Source organism: Micromonospora sp. NBC_01796 (assembly GCF_035917455.1).
GTDB lineage: Bacteria > Actinomycetota > Actinomycetes > Mycobacteriales > Micromonosporaceae > Micromonospora_G.
Genome location: NZ_CP109078.1, coordinates 8,262,954 through 8,280,594, shown reverse-complemented (window position 1 = coordinate 8,280,594; position 17,641 = coordinate 8,262,954). Strand labels below are relative to the sequence as shown.

The 17,641-nt window shown below is 69.6% G+C and carries 12 protein-coding genes; 11 read left to right on the top strand and 1 reads right to left on the bottom strand.

Annotated elements, in window-relative coordinates:
* Nucleotides 1-166: 166 nt before the first annotated feature.
* The 9 genes from OIE47_RS36840 (at nt 167) to OIE47_RS36800 (ending at nt 15,166) form a co-directional block, all read left to right on the top strand.
* Nucleotides 167-1,201: a hypothetical protein gene (locus OIE47_RS36840; RefSeq protein ID WP_326559177.1), complete on the top strand. Its 1,035-nt coding sequence runs from the start codon at nt 167-169 to the stop codon at nt 1,199-1,201.
* Between the two features lie 223 nt (nt 1,202-1,424).
* Complete coding sequence (locus OIE47_RS36835) at nt 1,425-2,795, top strand: Nramp family divalent metal transporter (protein ID WP_326559176.1); 1,371 nt, start codon at nt 1,425-1,427, stop codon at nt 2,793-2,795.
* A gap of 83 nt (nt 2,796-2,878) precedes the next feature.
* On the top strand, nt 2,879-3,367 hold the full coding sequence (locus OIE47_RS36830; RefSeq protein WP_326559175.1) for an RNA polymerase sigma factor: 489 nt from the start codon (nt 2,879-2,881) through the stop codon (nt 3,365-3,367).
* Complete coding sequence (locus tag OIE47_RS36825) at nt 3,357-4,778, top strand: WD40 repeat domain-containing protein (protein WP_326559174.1); 1,422 nt, start codon at nt 3,357-3,359, stop codon at nt 4,776-4,778. The genes OIE47_RS36830 and OIE47_RS36825 overlap by 11 nt, the downstream gene beginning before the upstream one ends.
* Nucleotides 4,779-4,875: 97 nt before the next feature.
* Entirely contained in the window at nt 4,876-5,055 is a 180-nt protein-coding gene (locus OIE47_RS36820; protein WP_326559173.1) for a hypothetical protein, read from the top strand.
* A gap of 103 nt (nt 5,056-5,158) precedes the next feature.
* Nucleotides 5,159-6,928, top strand: a complete 1,770-nt coding sequence (locus OIE47_RS36815; protein ID WP_326559172.1) for a thiamine pyrophosphate-dependent enzyme — start codon at nt 5,159-5,161, stop codon at nt 6,926-6,928.
* Between the two features lie 50 nt (nt 6,929-6,978).
* Complete coding sequence (locus OIE47_RS36810; protein WP_326559171.1) at nt 6,979-8,280, top strand: low temperature requirement protein A; 1,302 nt, start codon at nt 6,979-6,981, stop codon at nt 8,278-8,280.
* Between the two features lie 213 nt (nt 8,281-8,493).
* Entirely contained in the window at nt 8,494-14,118 is a 5,625-nt protein-coding gene (locus OIE47_RS36805) for a ThuA domain-containing protein (protein ID WP_326559170.1), read from the top strand.
* Nucleotides 14,119-14,194: 76 nt separating this feature from the next.
* Nucleotides 14,195-15,166 carry an RBBP9/YdeN family alpha/beta hydrolase gene (locus OIE47_RS36800; protein ID WP_326559169.1) on the top strand — a complete coding sequence of 324 codons (972 nt, stop codon included), beginning with the start codon at nt 14,195-14,197 and terminating at the stop codon, nt 15,164-15,166.
* A gap of 315 nt (nt 15,167-15,481) precedes the next feature.
* Here OIE47_RS36800 and OIE47_RS36795 read toward each other — a convergent pair whose 3' ends face one another.
* A complete protein-coding gene (locus OIE47_RS36795) occupies nt 15,482-16,120 on the bottom strand; it encodes a TetR/AcrR family transcriptional regulator (RefSeq protein WP_326559168.1) in 639 nt (212 codons plus the stop codon).
* Between the two features lie 124 nt (nt 16,121-16,244).
* Here OIE47_RS36795 and OIE47_RS36790 point away from each other — a divergent pair, with 124 nt between their 5' ends.
* Both OIE47_RS36790 and OIE47_RS36785 read left to right on the top strand, forming a co-directional pair.
* Entirely contained in the window at nt 16,245-17,024 is a 780-nt protein-coding gene (locus tag OIE47_RS36790; RefSeq protein ID WP_326559167.1) for an SDR family NAD(P)-dependent oxidoreductase, read from the top strand.
* Entirely contained in the window at nt 17,021-17,482 is a 462-nt protein-coding gene (locus tag OIE47_RS36785; RefSeq protein ID WP_326559166.1) for a nitroreductase/quinone reductase family protein, read from the top strand. The genes OIE47_RS36790 and OIE47_RS36785 overlap by 4 nt, the downstream gene beginning before the upstream one ends.
* Nucleotides 17,483-17,641: the final 159 nt, after the last annotated feature.

The window sequence follows — 17,641 nt, the reverse complement described above, 5'->3', positions numbered from 1 at the left end:
ACAAACTCGCGGTGATAATTCGTATTAGCGCCTTGACGGCCGTACCGCCCCGGCGCAGACTCATCGACCACAACCCACTGTCCCGGGCGGACGGCCTGCTTACCCAAGGTGACGTCAAGCGGCCACTGCACGATCGACGAGCGTCCCCTCACGATCGGAGACACCCATGGTTCACCCGTACCCGAATCCGACCCCGCAGCGGCCCGACGGCGGCCTGAGCCGGCGCGGGCTGTTGCGCGGCGCCGCGCTGCTCGGCACCGCGACCGCGACCGGCGCCGGCCTCGGCGCCCTGGTCGCGGGCGGTCCGGCGCTCGCCGGCCCGGCCGGCTTCCCGAGCTACCGGTACGTCCGCGACGCGTTCGACCGCCCGCTGGTCTACAACCCGACCGGGGAGACGATCTTCCCCTGCGTACGCGGGGTCTACGACAAGATCTCCGGGGCCCGTGGCCGCTACTACCTCTACTACGCCCCGCACGACGCACCCGGCGGGATCTGCCTCGCCTACGCCGACCGGCTCGAAGGCCCCTACACCGAGCACCCCGGCAACCCGATCGTCGACCGGGTGCTGCCGACCACGACGGTCAGCCACGTCTCCTCACCGCACGTCGTCTGGAACGCCTCCAGCAGGGAGTTCTTCCTCTACTTCCACGGCGAGAACACCACCACCCGGGTCGCCCGGTCCACCGACGGGATCACCTTCACCAACGAGACGCCGATCCTGAGCACCAACCTCGTCCCGAACACCACCGAGACCTCCTACGCCCGGGTGTTCGAGCACCGGATCGCCGGCCGCAACAACAAGTACGTGATGCTGTTCATGGGCGCGCACACCGTACGGCCGGGGACTCGGAAGATCTTCTGGGGATGGTCGCCGAACGGGTGGGACCAGTGGCAGTTCGCCCCGAACCCGTTGATCTCACCGTCCGGCGACGGGCTGGCCGACATCGCCGCACCACACCTGCTCACCCGCAACGGCACCGCGTACGTGGTCTACCACGGGGGTGACGGGCGGATGCACCTCACCGAGGTTGGTCTGAACTTCGATCGTGAGGTGCATCTGGGGGTGTTCCACACGCCGATCGCTTCGGACAACGGTCGGGTGGCGTCGCCGAGCTTCGGTACGGACGGCGGGGTGTCCTACATGGTGTACGAGGCTGGGCCTCGGTTGGATGCTCGGATCTGCGTGGCTCGGGCTGTGTGACGGGGTGGGTCGGGCCTGATTGACGGGGTGGGTCGGGCCGACCGTGCCCGGCGAGCGCCGTCAAGCTTGATCCGCTCGCCGGGCACGGTCGGCCCGACCCTGTCCACAGTGGTGGTTTTGCTTCGTTCTGCTCTGGGTATGGGTGGGGTCCCGTTCCTGGAGGTCGACGATGACCCGGACTGCTGCTGATCGGTTTCCTACCCGGCATCTGCCGGGGGTGAGTGTGCGGGATCTGCCGGAGCCGCCTCGGTCGGCGTGGCCGGTGATCGGGCCGGGGGTGATCGCGGCCGGGGTGGGGTTGGCCTCGGGCGAGTTCATCCTGTTTCCGTACATCGCGTCGCAGGTGGGGCTGGTTTTCCTGTGGGCCGCCGCAATCGGGATCGTGACCCAGTGGTTTCTGAACATGGAGATCGAGCGGTACACGCTTGCCACCGGTGAGACGGCGTTGACCGGGTTCTCGCGGTTCTGGCGTCACTGGGGGCTGGTCTTCGCGGTGATGGTGTACTTCGCGAACCTCTGGCCGGGATGGGCGTCGAGTTCGGCGACGATGGTGACGTACCTGTTCGGTGGGGACGCCACCTGGATCGCGATCGGCATGTTGGTGATCATCGGGATGACGCTCACCCTGGCGCCGGTCATCTACACGGCCCTGGAGCGGGTGGAGTTCGTCAAGGTCGGCCTGGTCGTGGTCTTCCTGGTGGTGGCCCTGCTGTTCGCGGTCGGCGCGGACGCATGGAGCGAACTGCCGCGTACGGTCACCGCGCCGGAGTTCCCGACCGAGCTGGGCTTCGCGCTGATCCTCTCCGCGCTGGTCTTCGCCGGTGCCGGCGGCGGGCAGAACCTGGTGCAGTCGAACTGGATCAGGGACAAGGGATTCGGCATGGGCCGGTACGTTCCCCGGCTGGTCAGCCCGGTCACCGGGCGGCCGGAGGCGGCGCCGGACACGGCCGGGTTCGTGTTCGAGCCGACCGAGGAGAACCTGGGCCGGTGGCGGCGCTGGTGGCGGCTGGCGAACCGGGAGCAGCTCGTCACGTTCGTACTGATCTCGTTCGTCACCATCGTGCTGATGTCGATGCTCGCGTTCTCGACCGTGCACGGCGTACCCGGTCTCGCCAACAGCGTCTCCTTCCTGGAGGTGGAGGGCGACCGGCTCGCCGAGCTGGTCGGGCCGTGGTTCGGCACCCTGTTCTGGGCGATCGGCGCGATCTCGCTGTTCGCCGCGGCGATGGGCATCGTCGACTACACCAGCCGCCTCGCCGCCGACGTGATCAAGACGTCGTACCTGCCGCGCCGGTCCGAGAGCACGATCTACTTCGTGCTGGTCTGGGGTCTGGTCGGGTTGGGGTGCGCGATCCTGCTCGCCGGCTTCGACCAGCCGCTGGTGTTGCTGGTGATCTCCGCCTGCGTGGGTGGGCTGATGATGTTCATCTACTCGATCCTGCTGCTGGTGCTCAACCGGCGGGTCCTGCCGCCGCAGATCCGGCCCCGGTCCTACCGGGTGGTCGCGCTGATCTGGGCGGTGCTGCTGTTCGGGGTCTTCTCCGCGCTGACCGTCTGGCAGCAGGGTGAGCGGCTGCTCGACTGGCTACGCTGACCGAACGCGATTCCGACGGGCACGGGACGGAACCGGGGGCGTCATGGATGCAACGAAACACGTCCCCTGTGCGCCCTAGGGATGTGCTGGTACAGACGTCCGTGGGCGCGGCGGCGACCTTCGACGAGGTGTACGCCTCCCACTACGTCCTCCTCGTACGGCTGGCCTACGTCACCACCGGCAGCCAGCAGACTGCGGAGGACGTGGTGCAGGAGGTCTTCATCGAGTGGCTGCGGCGGTTCGACACCGTCCGGGACCCGGTGCCGTACCTGCGCCGGGCGGTCGTGTCCCGGTGCACGTCCTGGCTGCGTCGGCTGATCCTGGAGCGCCGGCACGGTGCCATGTCATCCGGTGGACCGCCACCGCTGCTCCCACCGGACGGCACCACCACCGCCGTACGCGCGGCGCTGGCCCGGCTCAGCCCCCGGCAGCGGTCGGTGGTCTTCCTCCGCTACTACCTGGACCTCCCGGTCGACGAGATCGCCGTGACCCTGGGGTGCCGGCCGGGAACCGTGAAGTCCCTGCTCCACCGCTCGCTCGCCGCTCTCCAGGAGCACCTCGATGACAACTGATCACGATCGCGACGGCCGGATCGCGTACGGGCTGCGGCGGGTCGCCGACGCGCTCACGGTCAGCCCACCCGATCCCGACCAGCTCCGTGCCCGCGCCGCGCTGCCGCCCCGTACGCCCCGGTTCGCCGTCTGGCAGTGGCCGGTGCTCGCCGCGGTCGCGGTGCTCGCCGTGATGGCGACGATCGCACTCCTGCCCGGTCTCGGCGTACGCGGTCGCGGGGCCGCGCCGGCCGGTCCGGTCGACGTGCCGACGCTGCCGACCCGGTTCGCCGGCATGTCGTTGCTGACCGCGCCGGTGTCGACGGCGCCGCCCGGGCCGGCGGTCGCCCTCTACCACCAGGGCTCCCTGGGTACCCGGCGGGGCACCACCCAGGTCGTGGTGCTCGGCGCCGACGGGCACACGTACCGCCGGCTCGACCTGGCCGAGAAGCGCGGTGCCGTGGGCGACGACGGCGAGTGGAGCGCGGCCGGCGCCCTGCTCGCGCCGGACGGCTCCGAGGTCGCGGTCGCCAGCGCCGACCGGCTCGCCGACCACCTGGAGCTGGTCGATCTCCGGTCCGGGGTGGCGCGGGCGATCCCGCTCGGCCGGTCCGCCGCCGTACGACTGCTCGCCTGGGCCCCGGACGGAACCCGGCTGGCCATCGCGATGCTCGACGGTCCCCTTGACGGGTCGCCGGTCACCGGACGGCTCGCCGTGCTCGACCTGCGGGACGGGCGGGTCCAACCGGTGGGCACGGAGCAGCTCACCGACGTCATGCTGCAGGCGGCGGTCTCACCCGACGGCACGATGCTGGCCGTACCGGTGGGGACCGGCCGGGTCGACCTGGTCGACTTCTCCGGAGCCGTACGCCGCAGCCTCACCCTGCCCGAGGGCTACTACCTCGACAGCCCGTCCGCGTGGTCACCCGACGGTCGGCTCCTGGCGGTGCAGTACCTCGGGGCGGTACGGGGTGGCCTCGCCTTCGTCGACACGACCGGGTCGGGCGGCCCGGTACCCGCCCCGCTGAGCCGCCCGGAGCACCCCTCCGAACTGCTCGGCTGGACGTCGGACACCACCGTCCTGGTCGGGGTGGAGGGCTCGGACTACGAGATCGTGCAGCGGTCGGTGGACGGGGTCACCACCCGTACGGTCGCCCGGCTGTCGCAGGGGGTGGGCCGGATCGCGAGGGTCAGCGGGCTGCAACTCGCGGGCGGACTGGTGCCGGACTTGCGGATCACCGAGGTCGGTGAGGTGGACCGGGGTCCCTGGCCGAGGTGGTGGCTGACGCTGGTCGTGGCGTTCGTCGTGGTCATTGGCCTGCTGGTCCACCGGGCGGTCCGCCGTCGGGCGGTTCGGTCGTCGACTGTCTCCGGGAGCGGGAGACCCACCGGGCCGGGCCCGACCGGCCGCACGGACCGGGTCGATAGATGACAAGCTGTATGTCCAATATTCCACTTATGGTCGGTTATCGTCGGCTTGGCTGGGTGACTGCCCGGCGCTGATCCGCTCCCGGGAGGAGAACAGCCAGATGACGCACGGGCGCATCGCCGACGCGGCCACGGGTGCGATCGGTGACACCGCCGGAGCGATCATGGACCCTGCACAGGGGATCCACCGGCTCAGGGGCGCCGTGAGCGGCCCCGCGCTGGTCGTGGTCGTGGCAGCCCTCGTCGTCGGCTACCTGATCGGTCGCCGGTCCCGGCGCTGAGTAAGCCTGGCGGTGGCGCGTGACGGGTCAGCGCCGTCGCGCCGCCCCGCCAACCGCGCCGGCCGCCCGCCGAGGGCGCCATCCCAGACACGGGGGAGCACTGATGCAGGAGATCGTCGGAGAGGCTCTGGCCAAGCGCCTGGTCGACTGGGGGGTCGACACCGTGTTCGGGCTGCCGGGCGACGGCATCAACGGGCTGATGGAGGGCTTCCGCCGGCAACGGGACCGGCTGCGGTTCGTGCTGGTCCAGCACGAGGAGGCGGCCGCGTTCATGGCCACCGGGTACGCCAAGGCGACCGGCCGGTTGGGGGTGTGCGCGGCCACCTCCGGTCCCGGCGCGATCCACCTGCTCAACGGGCTCTACGACGCGAAGATGGACCACATCCCGGTGCTGGCCGTCACCGGCATGCAGGAAACCTCGGTCCTCGGTACGCAGTACCAGCAGGAGGTGCAGACGACCCAGCTCTACCAGGACGTCGCCGGCGCCTACAACCTGATGGTGACCAACCCGCAGCAGGTGCCGGGCGTGGTCGACATCGCGATCCGGCACGCCCTGGCCAAGCGGACCGTGGTGCACCTGAGCCTCCCGAACGACATCCAGGTGGCGGAGACCGCCAGTGACCCGTACCGGCACGTCAGTCCGGGAGCGCCGCCGAAGAGCAGCCCGGTGCTCTCCCGCCCGCCGGTGCCCGCCGCGCACGAGGAGCTCGAGCGGGCGGTCGAGGTGCTGGACGCGGGACGGAAGGTGGCGGTGCTGGTCGGGGTCGGTGCGCGGGACGCCCGCGAGGAGGTGATCGCCGTTGCCGACGCCCTCGGCGCCCCGATCGTCAAGACGCTGCCGGGCAAGCAGGTCGTGCCCGACGAACACCCGCTCACCACCGGTGGCCTCGGCCTGCTCGGCACGAAGCCGAGCGAGGAGCTGATGGAGGAGTGCGACACGCTGCTGATGGTCGGCACCTCGTTCCCGTACGCCAGCTATCTGCCGTCGCCGGGGCAGGCCCGGGTGGTCCAGATCGACCACGACGCCAGCCAGATCGGGGTACGGCTGCCGGTGGAGGTGGCGATCAGCGCGGACGCCCGGCTCACGCTCAAGCAACTCCTGCCACTGCTGGGCCGCCGCGACGACCGGTCGTTCCTCGGCAAGTACCAGGGCAAACGCGACACCTGGCGGGACGAGATGAAGGCGTTGCAGGACGGCGCCCGCCACCCGGTCGCACCGCAGTACCTGATCGGGTGCGTCGACGATCTCGCCGCCGACGACGCGATCCTCACCTGCGACTCGGGCACCATCGCCACCTGGGCCGCCCGGCACTGGACGATCCGCGGTGGCCGGGAGTTCTACCTCTCCGGCAACCTGGCCTCGATGGCGCCGGGGCTGCCGTACGCGATCGGGATGCAGTTCGCCCACCCGGGGCGGCAGGTGATCGCGTACGTCGGTGACGGGGGTTTCGCGATGCTGATGGCCGAGTTCCTCACCGCCGCCCGGTACGAGCTGCCGATCAAGGTCGTGGTCAACAACAACAACGCGTACGGGCAGATCCTCTGGGAGCAGATCATCCTCGGCTACCCCGAGTACGCCGTACGCCACCGGCAGCCGGAGGCGGACTTCGCCGCCTGGGCGACGAGCTGCGGCGGCTACGGCTGCAAGGTCACCGAGCCGGGGCAGGTGTCGTCGGCGATCCGTGAGGCACTGGCGTACCCGGGGCCGGCGCTGGTCGACTGCCGGGTCAACCCGGACGAGCCGCCGATGCCCGGCAAGATCCGGTACGAGCAGGCGAAGGAGTTCACCGAGGCGTTCCTGCGGGGCGAACCGCACAAGGTGTCGACCCTGGCCACGGTCGCCCGCGACAAGTTCAACGAGCTGCGCTCGTGAGCCCGGCCGCCCCCGTGTGCCCGGGACATGCGGCCGACTGACGGTGCCGGATGGTGAACCGCCGTCGGGGGCTGCTCGGGCAGTTGCGCCGGGCCGGTCCCGGGACCAGGGCGAACAGCCTGGAGGTCTTCTTCGACCTGGTCTTCGTCTTCGTGTTCTTCAGTATCGCCCGGGTGACCAGCGAGAATCTGACCCCGGTCGGGCTCTACCACGGGCTGTTGATCCTGGCCCTGCTCTGGTGGTGCTGGTGCTCGCACATGGTGGTGGCCAACTGGCTCCGCCTCGGCGAGGGGATCGGGCCGCTCGTGGTCTTCCCCGTCATGATCGCCACTTTCACGATCGCCCTGATCATCCCGCAGGCTTTCGTCGGCGAGACCAGCGGATTCGACGCCCCGCTGGTCCTGGCCGTCTGCTACCTCGTCGTGCGGGCGCTGCACGTGGTGCTGCACTGGTACTCGGCCGGGGACGATCCGGTCCTGCGCCGGCAGATCCTGCACTACGCGCTGCCGCTGGTCAGCGCCACCACCCTGCTGTTCATCGCCGGTCTGATCCCGTCGGAGTTCCACGGCCTCGACGAGGTGACCTTCCGTACGCTGCTCTGGACCATCGTGGTCGTGGTCGAGTACGGCGCCGGCAGGTTCCTCAGCGTCTCCCACTGGGGGCTCGCCTCGGCGGGTCACTGGGTGGAACGGTTCGAGCTGATCATCATCGTCGGGCTGGGGGAGACGATCATCTCGGTCGGGCTCGGCACCAGCCTGACCGACCGGACCGAGACCTGGGCGATGTTCATCGGGACCGCGCTCGGCATCGGCATCACCGCGTCCCTCTGGTGGGCGTACTTCGACATCGTCGCCCCGGCGGCGCACAAGGTCATGCACGGCACCCACGACCTGGCCCGGATCCGGCTGGCCCGGGACGCGTACGTCTACCTGCACCTGCCGATGATCGCCGCGCTGATCCTGCTCTCCCTCGGCGACAAGGAGATGGTCCACCAGCTCAGCGGCGAACACCTCGGCCTGTCCGAGCCCCAGCAGGGTCCGGGTGTCTATCTCGCCTTCGGTGGGGTCATCCTGTTCCTCCTCGGGCACATGGCCTTCCAGGCCCGGATCCTCGGCACGGTCGCCTGGACCCGGGCGGGCGCGATCGTCGTACTCGGTGCCCTGATCCCGCTGGCGGTCCGGCTCCCCGCGCTGGCGGCGCTGGGCCTGCTAGCGCTGGTGTGTCTCGTCATGGTCGTCAGCGAGGTGGTCATCTTCGCCGACTCCCGGCACGAGCTGCGGGAGTCGGCCCTGCAGGAGGCGACGGCGCACGAGGACCGCGAGACCGAGTGGCGCCGCGACCGCTACGAATAGTCAGCTGCCCCCACCCCCGCCCGATTCCTCCAGCTCAAACCCATTGATCCACAGTAGAAGACAAAGATCGGGAGACGCTTTGGCCGGGGGGATTGACTCCCCCGAAACCGGCCGGCAAAGTCCGGGCGATACCGAACGGCTCGGCGGCCCTTCGGTGACCGACCAGGTGCGGCGGCGCGCTCCTTTCACTCCCGACCTCCGGAAGGAGCACCCATGCGTCGACGCATCATCGCGTCCGCCGCCAGTGCTGCCCTTGTCCTGACCTCACTGGTCACCCTGACCCCGCCCGCCACCGCCGCGCCCGCCGCACCGGCCGTGGCCGCCGCGGAGGTCCTGCAGGAGGTGACCCTCGCCAAGGGGCCGGTCGCGATGGGCGAGCCGATGGCCCTGACCGTCCTGCCGGACCGTACGGTGCTGCACACCTCGCGCGACGGGCGGATCTTCTCCACCGACGCGCTCGGCAACACGAAGCTCGCCGCCACCATCCCCGTCTACACCCACGACGAGGACGGGTTGCAGGGCATCGCCGCCGACCCCGACTTCGCGACCAACCGGTGGGTGTACGTCTACTACGCCCCGGTGCTCGCCTCCACCCCGGCCGGCGACGCCCCGTCGAACGGCACCGACGCCGACTTCGCCCGGTGGGAGGGGCACAACCAGTTGTCCCGGCTGACCGTACGGGCGGACGGGACGATCGACCTGGTGAGTGAGAAGAAGCTGCTCCAGGTCCCCGTCGACCGGGGGATGTGCTGCCACGTCGGCGGCGACCTCGACTTCGACGCCCGGGGCAACCTCTACCTGACCACCGGCGACGACACCCAGCCGTGGTCGTCCAGCGGGTACACCCCGATCGACGAGCGCGACGGCTTCACCTGGGCCTTCGACGCGCAGCGTACCTCCGGCAACACCAACGACCTGCGCGGCAAGCTGCTGCGTATCCACCCCGAGGACGATGGCACCTACACCGTGCCGGCCGGCAACCTGTTCGCGCCGGGGACGGTGAAGACCCGCCCCGAGATCTACGCGATGGGCTTCCGTAACCCGTTCCGGATGTCCGTGGACAGGGCCACCGGCGTGGTCTACGTCGGCACGTACGCCGCCGACGCCGAGGTCGCCGACCCGAACCGGGGCGACGGCGGGCACCAGGAGTTCGAGCGGATCACCGGCCCCGGCAACTTCGGGTGGCCGTACTGCCAGGGCTACAACTCGCCCTACAACGACTTCGACTTCGCCACGAACACGTCGGGGCCGAAGTTCGACTGCGCCGCCCCGGTGAACCAGTCACCGCACAACACCGGCCTGACCGAGCTGCCGCCGGCCCAGCCGGCCTGGATCGCGTACGACGGCGGTCTGTCCTCGCCGCTGGGCAACGGCGGCGGCCCGATGGCGGGCCCGGTCTACCACTTCGACCCGGCACTCGACTCGCCGACCAAGCTGCCGGCCAGCTTCGACAACAAGTTCTTCGCCGGGGAGTTCACCCAGGACTGGATCAGGACGATCACCGCCGACGGTGACGGCAGCGGCGGCACGATCGGCGACTTCCCGTGGACCCACACCCACCCGATGGACCTGGCGATGGGCCCGGAGGGCGCGCTCTACGTGCTCGACTACGGCGCCGGCTGGTTCAACGGCGACGAGAACTCCGCGCTCTACCGGATCGAGACCGCCCCGAACGGCAACCGGGCACCGACCGCGGTCGCCGGAGCCGACAGGACCTCCGGACCCGGTCCGCTCACCGTCACGTTCAGCTCCGCCGGATCCGGCGATCCGGAGGGCGACGCGCTGAGCTACGCGTGGACGTTCGGCGACGGCGGCACCTCGACCTCCGCGAACCCGACCCACACGTACGCGGCCAACGGCACCTACCCGGCCAAGCTCACCGTGCAGGACCCGGCCGGCAACTTCGGCAGCTCGACGGTGACCATCACGGTCGGCAACACCGCACCGACGATCACCATCACCGGACCGGCCGCCGGATCGGTGTTCAACTTCGGTGACGCGGTGCCGTACCAGGTCACGGTCACCGATCCGGAGGACGGGACGATCGACTGCACCAGGGTCGCGGTCAACTTCGTCCTCGGGCACGACCAGCACGGCCACCCGATGACCAGCGCCACCGGCTGCACCGGCGTGCTCCAGACCACCGCCAACAGCGAACACGGTCCGGGCGACAACCTGTTCGGCGTGATCGACGCCGCCTACACCGACCGTTCCGGCCTGGCCGGACACGCCCAGGTGGTGCTGCAACCCCGGCACCGCCAGGCGGAGCACTTCGCCGACTCCAGCGGCAACGTGACCATCTACCAGAGCCCGGCCACCGAGGGCGGCTACGTCGGGGCGATCAACAACGGCGAGTGGGTGTCGTTCACCCCGTACAACCTGGTCGGGGTCACCGGTTTCACCGCCCGGGTCTCGTCGGCCAACGCCGGGGGAGTGCTCGAACTGCGTACCGGGTCGGCGACCGGACCGGTGGTCGGCTCGGCAACCGTGCCGGGCACCGGCGGCTGGGAGAACTTCGTCAACGTGACCGGCCCGGTCACCGCGTCGACCGGCACCGACACGCTGTTCCTGACCTTCGCCGGGGATCCGACCGAGGGTCTGTTCAACGTCGACAGTTTCACCTTCACCGGTGGCGGCAGCGCCAACAGCGACCTGGCCCGGCACCGGCCGGTGACGGCGTCGTCGACGTACGAGGCGTACCGGGTGCCGGGGCTGGCGGTCGACGGCGACTCCAGCACCCGGTGGTCCAGTGAGTACACCGACCCGCAGTGGATCAGCGTGGACCTCGGTGCCTCGTACGAACTGGCGCGGGTCCGGCTGAACTGGGAGACGGCCGCCGCGAAGGCGTACGAGATCCAGACGTCGCCGGACGGTGACACCTGGACCACCGTGCACAGCACCACGAACGGCAACGGCGGGGTGGACGACATCCAGATCAGCGGCACCGGCCGGTACGTCCGGATGTACGCCACCCAGCGCACCACCGCCTGGGGCTACTCGCTGTTCGACTTCAACGTCTACGGGCCGTCGGAGGAGGAGAACCCGCCGGAGACGTACCAGGTGATGGTCTTCTCCAAGACGGCCGGGTACCGCCACGACTCGGTCGGCGCCGGGATCTCCGCGATCGAACAGCTCGGGCGGGAGAACGGGTTCCGGGTCGACGCCACCGAGGACGCCGGAGCGTTCACCGCCGCCAACCTGGCCCAGTACGAGGCCGTGGTCTTCCTCTCCACCACCGGTGACGCGCTGAACGGCGAGCAGCAGGCGGCGTTCGAGGCGTACATCCGGGGTGGTGGTGGTTTTGTCGGCGTGCACGCGGCGGCCGACACCGAGTATGACTGGCCCTGGTACGGCGGCCTGGTCGGCGCCTGGTTCGACTCGCACCCGGCGACCCAGCCGGCCACGGTCCGGTTCTCCGACCGGGCCAACCCGTCGACCTCGCACTTCGCCCCAACCTGGAACCACACCGACGAGTGGTACAACTACCGCACCAACCCACGGGCCAACGTGAAGGTGCTCGCCACCGTGGACGAGTCGACCTACAGCGGCGGCGGGATGGGCGCGGACCACCCGATCACCTGGTGCCAGGAGTACGACGGCGGCCGGGCCTGGTACACCGGAATGGGCCACACCGTGGAGTCCTTCGCCGAGGAAAACTACACGAAGATGCTGCTCGGCGGCATCCGGCTCGCGGCCGAGCAGGCCGATGCCGACTGCCGGCCGGAGACCGGCTACACCGCCCTGTTCGACGGCACCCAGGCCAGCCTGGACCAGTGGGAGCAGGCCGGTCCGGGTGGGTTCACGCTGGCCGACGGCACGATCAGCTCGTTCGGCGGGATGGGCCTGCTCTGGTACCCGCAGCGCACGTACGCCAACTACTCGCTCAAGGTCGACTGGATGATGCCGGGCGACGACAACGGCGGGGTGTTCATCGGGTTCCCGGATCCGCAGGGTGACCCGTGGAAGCCGGTCGACGCCGGGCACGAGATCCAGATCGACGCCACCGACAACGACCCGACCCGTACCACCGGCAGTGTGTACAGCTTCAAGGCGCCGGACACGGCGTTGCGCGAGGCCAACCTCAACCCGCCGGGTTCGTGGAACACGTACGACGTCCGGGTGCACGGGCAGCACGTGGAGATCTACCTCAACGGGGTGAAGATCACCGACTACACCTCCGGCCGGAACATCGCCGACGGTCACTTCGGGGTGCAGAACGACGGCGCAGGACTGGAAATCAACTACCGCAACATCCGTATCCGGACCGACGACTCCCCGACCGGGGAGGACCTGGCCCGGGATCGCCCGGTGACGGCGTCATCGGTGGAGCCGAACTCGTCGCACGTGCCCGGCAACGCGGTCGACGGCAACCCCTCCACCCGGTGGGCGAGCGAGCACCTGGTCGACCCGCAGTGGCTCGCCGTCGACCTCGGCGCCGAGTACAACCTCGACCGGGTACGCCTGGCCTGGGAGGCGGCGTACGCCAGCGCGTACGAGGTGCAGACCTCGACGGACGGCACCACCTGGACCCGGATCCACGGCACCGCCAGCGGTGACGGTGGGGTCGACGACCTCGCGGTCACCGGCACCGGCCGCTACCTGCGGGTCTACGGCACCGCACGGGCCACCGAATGGGGTTACTCGCTCTACGACATCAACGTCTACGGCACCCCGGCTGCCGGGGACACCACTGCCCCGACGACCAGGGCCGAGGTCGCCGGACCGGTCACCGCCGGCTGGTACACCGGGCCTGCCACCGTCACCCTGACCTCGACCGACGAGGCCGGCGGCAGCGGGGTCGGCTCCACCGAGTACCAGCTCGACGGTGATCCCGCGTGGACCGTCTACACGGGGCCGGTTCCGGTCGCAGGCGACGGCGAGCACGTGCTGCGGTACCGGTCCACCGACCGGGCCGGGAACCTGTCCGCACCGGGCCAGGTCGAGGTGAAGGTCGACGCCACCGCGCCGGTCACCTCCGCGACCTTCGCCCCGGCGAACGACAACGGCTGGCACGCCGGGGCCATCCCGGTCACGCTCGCCGCCACCGACGCCGGATCGGGCGCCCAGGGGATCGAATGGTCCCTGGACGGCGGGCCGTGGACGGCGTACTCGACGCCGGTCGACGTCACCGGCGACGGGCAGCACGAGTTGCTCTACCGGGCGAAGGACGCGGCCGGGAACGCCGAGACCCTCAAGTCCGCCCTGGTGCGGATCGACGGGACGAAGCCGACCGTGATCGTCTCCGGGCTCGCCGACGGCCAGCTCTACGGCGACAGCGGCGAGGTCCGCGTCACGTTCCAAGCGATCGACCCGACCTCCGGGGTCGCCGCCACGATCGGCAAACTCGACGGTACGCCGTACGCCAGCAACACCCTGCAGGCCCTGTACGACCTCAGCCTGGGCCTGCACGAGTTGACCGTCACCGCCACCGACAAGGCCGGGAACAGCACCACCAGTTCCGTACGGTTCTTCGTCACCACCTCGTTCCGGGACATCCAGCACCTGCTGGACCGGTTCGAGGCGACGAACCGGCTGTCCGCCAAGTCACACCGCCAGCTCACCAACAAGCTGACCGCGGCCCGTGACTCGGAGGCGGCCGGCAACGACAAGCGGGCGGTGCAGCAGCTCGCCGCGTTCGCCGTACTGGCCTCGGACCCGGCCCTGGTGCCCGACGCCGACGTACGCGGCGTGCTCGTACGCGACACCGACGCGATGATCGTGTCGCTCGGTGGAGTGGCCAGCACCGCCGGTGTGGCCGCGAACGACGGCCGGCAACTGGGCGGCACCGGCCGCCCCGACGGTGACACCGGCAGGGTCGCCAAGGACGGCAACCTGTAATCAACAGTCGGGTGGGGGACAGCAGCCGAGCTGACTACTGTTCCCCACCCGGCCCCCACCCCGACCCGTGCACAGGATGTGGGATCAGGATGACCGGGCGCTGCAGAGGCGCTCGCAGGTCCGCGCCCAGCATCGCTCGGTCGGCGGCCTCCGCCCACGTCGCCGAATAACCCCGCGTCCTCGCGATGAGTCAGGACGTCGGCACCGGGGGACGGCGAACACCGAGAGTGACGGTTCGTCCTCCGCCTTGACACAGAGGGGTGCCAGAAGCGTGCACCTGATCTCGGTCGTGCGCGGAGGGATGGCGGCGTCGCGGAGGGAAGGGCTCTGGAGGCGTCCGTTTCGTGGGCGGTGGTCCGGCAGCAGCCGCAGAGTGGTAGTGGTGGTGCTCGGCATCCTCGCGTTCGTCATGACGCTCCGGCCGGGGACTCAACCACGACCTGTGGCATCTGGACGAGTCCAGAGGACCGTCGCTACCCTCCCCAACATGACGCGGTACCTTGTCGTGCCCGGTCGAGGTGTCCCGTTGCCCGACCACTGGTCGCGCAGTTGGGTCAGGGACTATCCGGGATACCAATGGGCGCCCGAACCGCCCGGGCCACCGTACGTCGCCGCCGAACGGGTCGCCGCGCTGCACGCTGCCATCAGCGCCGACAGTGAGCCGGCGATCCTCGTCGCGCACAGTGCGGGCTGTCTGACCGTCGCAGTGTGGGCTAGTCAGCACGTCGGTCCTGTGCGTGCCACCCTGCTGGTCACGCCACCGTACCTGGATCCGGACTGGACTCCCGACCCGCACGAGACGGTCGATGTCTTCATCGGCCACGTGCCACGCGAGCCACTGCCCTTCCGCTCGATCCTGGTCGCCAGCCGCAACGACCCGATTACGACGTTCGAGCAGTTCGAGCAGTACGCGCGAGACTGGGGCTCGGAACTGTTCGACGCGGGCGCGGTCGGGCACCTGGACTCCAAGACCGGGTTCGGCGCGTGGCCCGACGGCGAGCGCCTGGTTCGATCATTGACCCAGCCGGTACAGCCTCAACACCGCTGACGCCACTGCAGTCGTGGTCTTTCGCAGTCCGAACACCGTCACCGACTGCACGAACTGCGGCATCTCGTCCGAGGAGAGTCCGGAGTTCCGTACGGGTCGACTCGGTCAAGCATCGGCGTCGACCCGCGGTGCAGCTCGACGATCCGGCGTCGCCGTGGGCTCGTGCCCTCCTGCGCGAAAGTGAAAGATCAACATCAAAGGCCCACGCCAGGGGACTACCGCTACGCGTCCGCGCCCCTCGGTTTTCATCGACTTGACCCCATGCCAGGTACCGACCCGAGCTGTGCATTGTCCGCGGCAGATGCGGCAAGGACTTCACAAGCCCGGACGGTCAATATCGACACCGTACCGCGCAACCATGGTGCGGACGGCTTCGTCCACGACCGCGGTCACGCGGGCAGGGGTCACCGTCCAGTCGGGGAGCACCAGACTCGGCCAGAACAGGTAGTTGGAGATCATCCCGAGGAACTGCGTTGCGGCCATCTCCGGATCAGCGATGTCTGCGGCTCCCGCGTCGTGCTCGGACAGAAGGTAGATCCGGACGGACTCGAAGTACGGCAGTTTGCCTTGTGAGAAATGTGCCTTGGCCAGTTCGGGAAAGCGTGGCAGTTCGGCGATGACGATGCGGAACAGGTCAGTCATCTCCGGCTGGCCCAACAGCGCCGCGTAGCGCCGTCCGAGAACCGTCAGGCCGGCCGTCAGATCGCCGGCGGGCGGAACGTCGGCGACGTCGTTTTTGGCCCACGAGTCGATGACGATGGCATCGAACAACGCTGCCTTTGTCGGAAACTGCTTGAACAGCGTCGCTTTCGAGACACCAGCGCCGTCGGCGACACGCGCCAGAGATGCCCGGTCGTAGCCCAACTCGAGGAAAAGCTCAGTGGCGGCTTGCACGATGAGCGCGCGCTTCTCCTCCGCCACGCGCTGGTGATAGGCCGACGGCGCTGGGGTCATGCACCCATGATAGCGAGGTGAGTGGGTTGACTCACCACGCCGGGCGGCGTAGCTTCGGTGTGGTGAGTCGCGCGACTCACCACCCGGTTCTACGGGTTGTCGTCTCTCGCACTCAGAGGATCGAATGTCCCGTTTCGCCAATCAGACCGTTCTCGTGACCGGCGGCACCGGCGGGCAGGGAGCCAGCCACGTTCGCGCCCTGCATGCCGAAGGCGCCAACGTCGTCGTCGGCGACATCAACGCCGAGCGTGGCGCCGACCTCGCCGCCGAACTGGGAGACGGGGCACATTTCGTCCGCCTCGACGTCTCCCGGGAGGAGTCGTGGGCCGCCGCCATCGCGGAAACCGAGACGGCCTTCGGTGCGCTCACGGTCCTGGTCAACAACGCCGGGGTACAGAACCCGCCGGCCCTCATCGAGTCCACCGACCGGGCTACGTGGGCTCGCATCCTCGACATCAATCTCACCGGCGCCTTCCTCGGCATCAAAGCGGCCGCACCGGCGCTGCGGCGCGCAGGTGGAGGGGTAATCGTCAACATCGCCTCCACCATGAGCCTCGGCGGTACTGCCTTCTACGCGCCCTATGTCGCCAGCAAGTGGGCGATTCGAGGGCTCACTCAGACCGCTGCCCTCGAGTTGGGCCGTGACAACATCCGCGTCAATGTCATCCACCCCGGCGTTGTCGCCACCCCGTTCATCACCGAGCCAGCGGCTGGCAGCGACGCCCCGATCGCCGACTTCTACTCGCCCGAGCCGTTCGCCGTACCGCGACTCGGGCAGCCCGCCGACATCACTGCGCTGCTGTTGTTCCTCACCTCGCCGCACGCGGCCTTCATCACCGGCGCCGAGTATGTCATCGACGGGGGGCTGCTCCTCGGCCCCGCCTTGCAGAAGGAAGCCGCATGAGGATCGCAGACCAGCGCGGTGAGCGCGGCGCGCCTGATCCACTTGCCCACCTGCCGCGCGAGATCAGGCGCGCCATCGAGATCACACCCGCGGCCGGAACCCGCGAACGAATCGTGGACATCACCACCACCGGGCGGCGTACCGGACGACACCGGCGCATTGAGATCTTCTTCTATCGCGCCAACGGCGCGACCTATCTTTGCAGCGGAGCGGGCGGCGGCGCGACCGGCTGGTACGCAAACCTACGAGCGAATCCCGCTTTCACCTTCCACCTCAAGAACGGCACCAGAGCAGACCTGCCGGCGCACGCAACAACGGTCACCGATCCGACCGAACGGGCCGCAGTGATCGCAGCCATCGTCGACGACCTCAACCAGCCCCACGACCCCGGCACCATCAGGCCGACCCGACTGGACGACTGGGCCGCCAGCAGGCTGATGCGAATCGCCTTCGACTGAGCCGCCCCGCATGCTGTGCGGCGGACTGTCATCGACAGATCAGGATGCCGGCAACACGGGGCGCCGAACACCGAGCGTGACGGCTCGTCGTTTGCCTACGCGCACGGCCAGCGGCAGATCCGGGCGTCTGATCATGCGCTGTGAGGTCGGTCCGGGGCT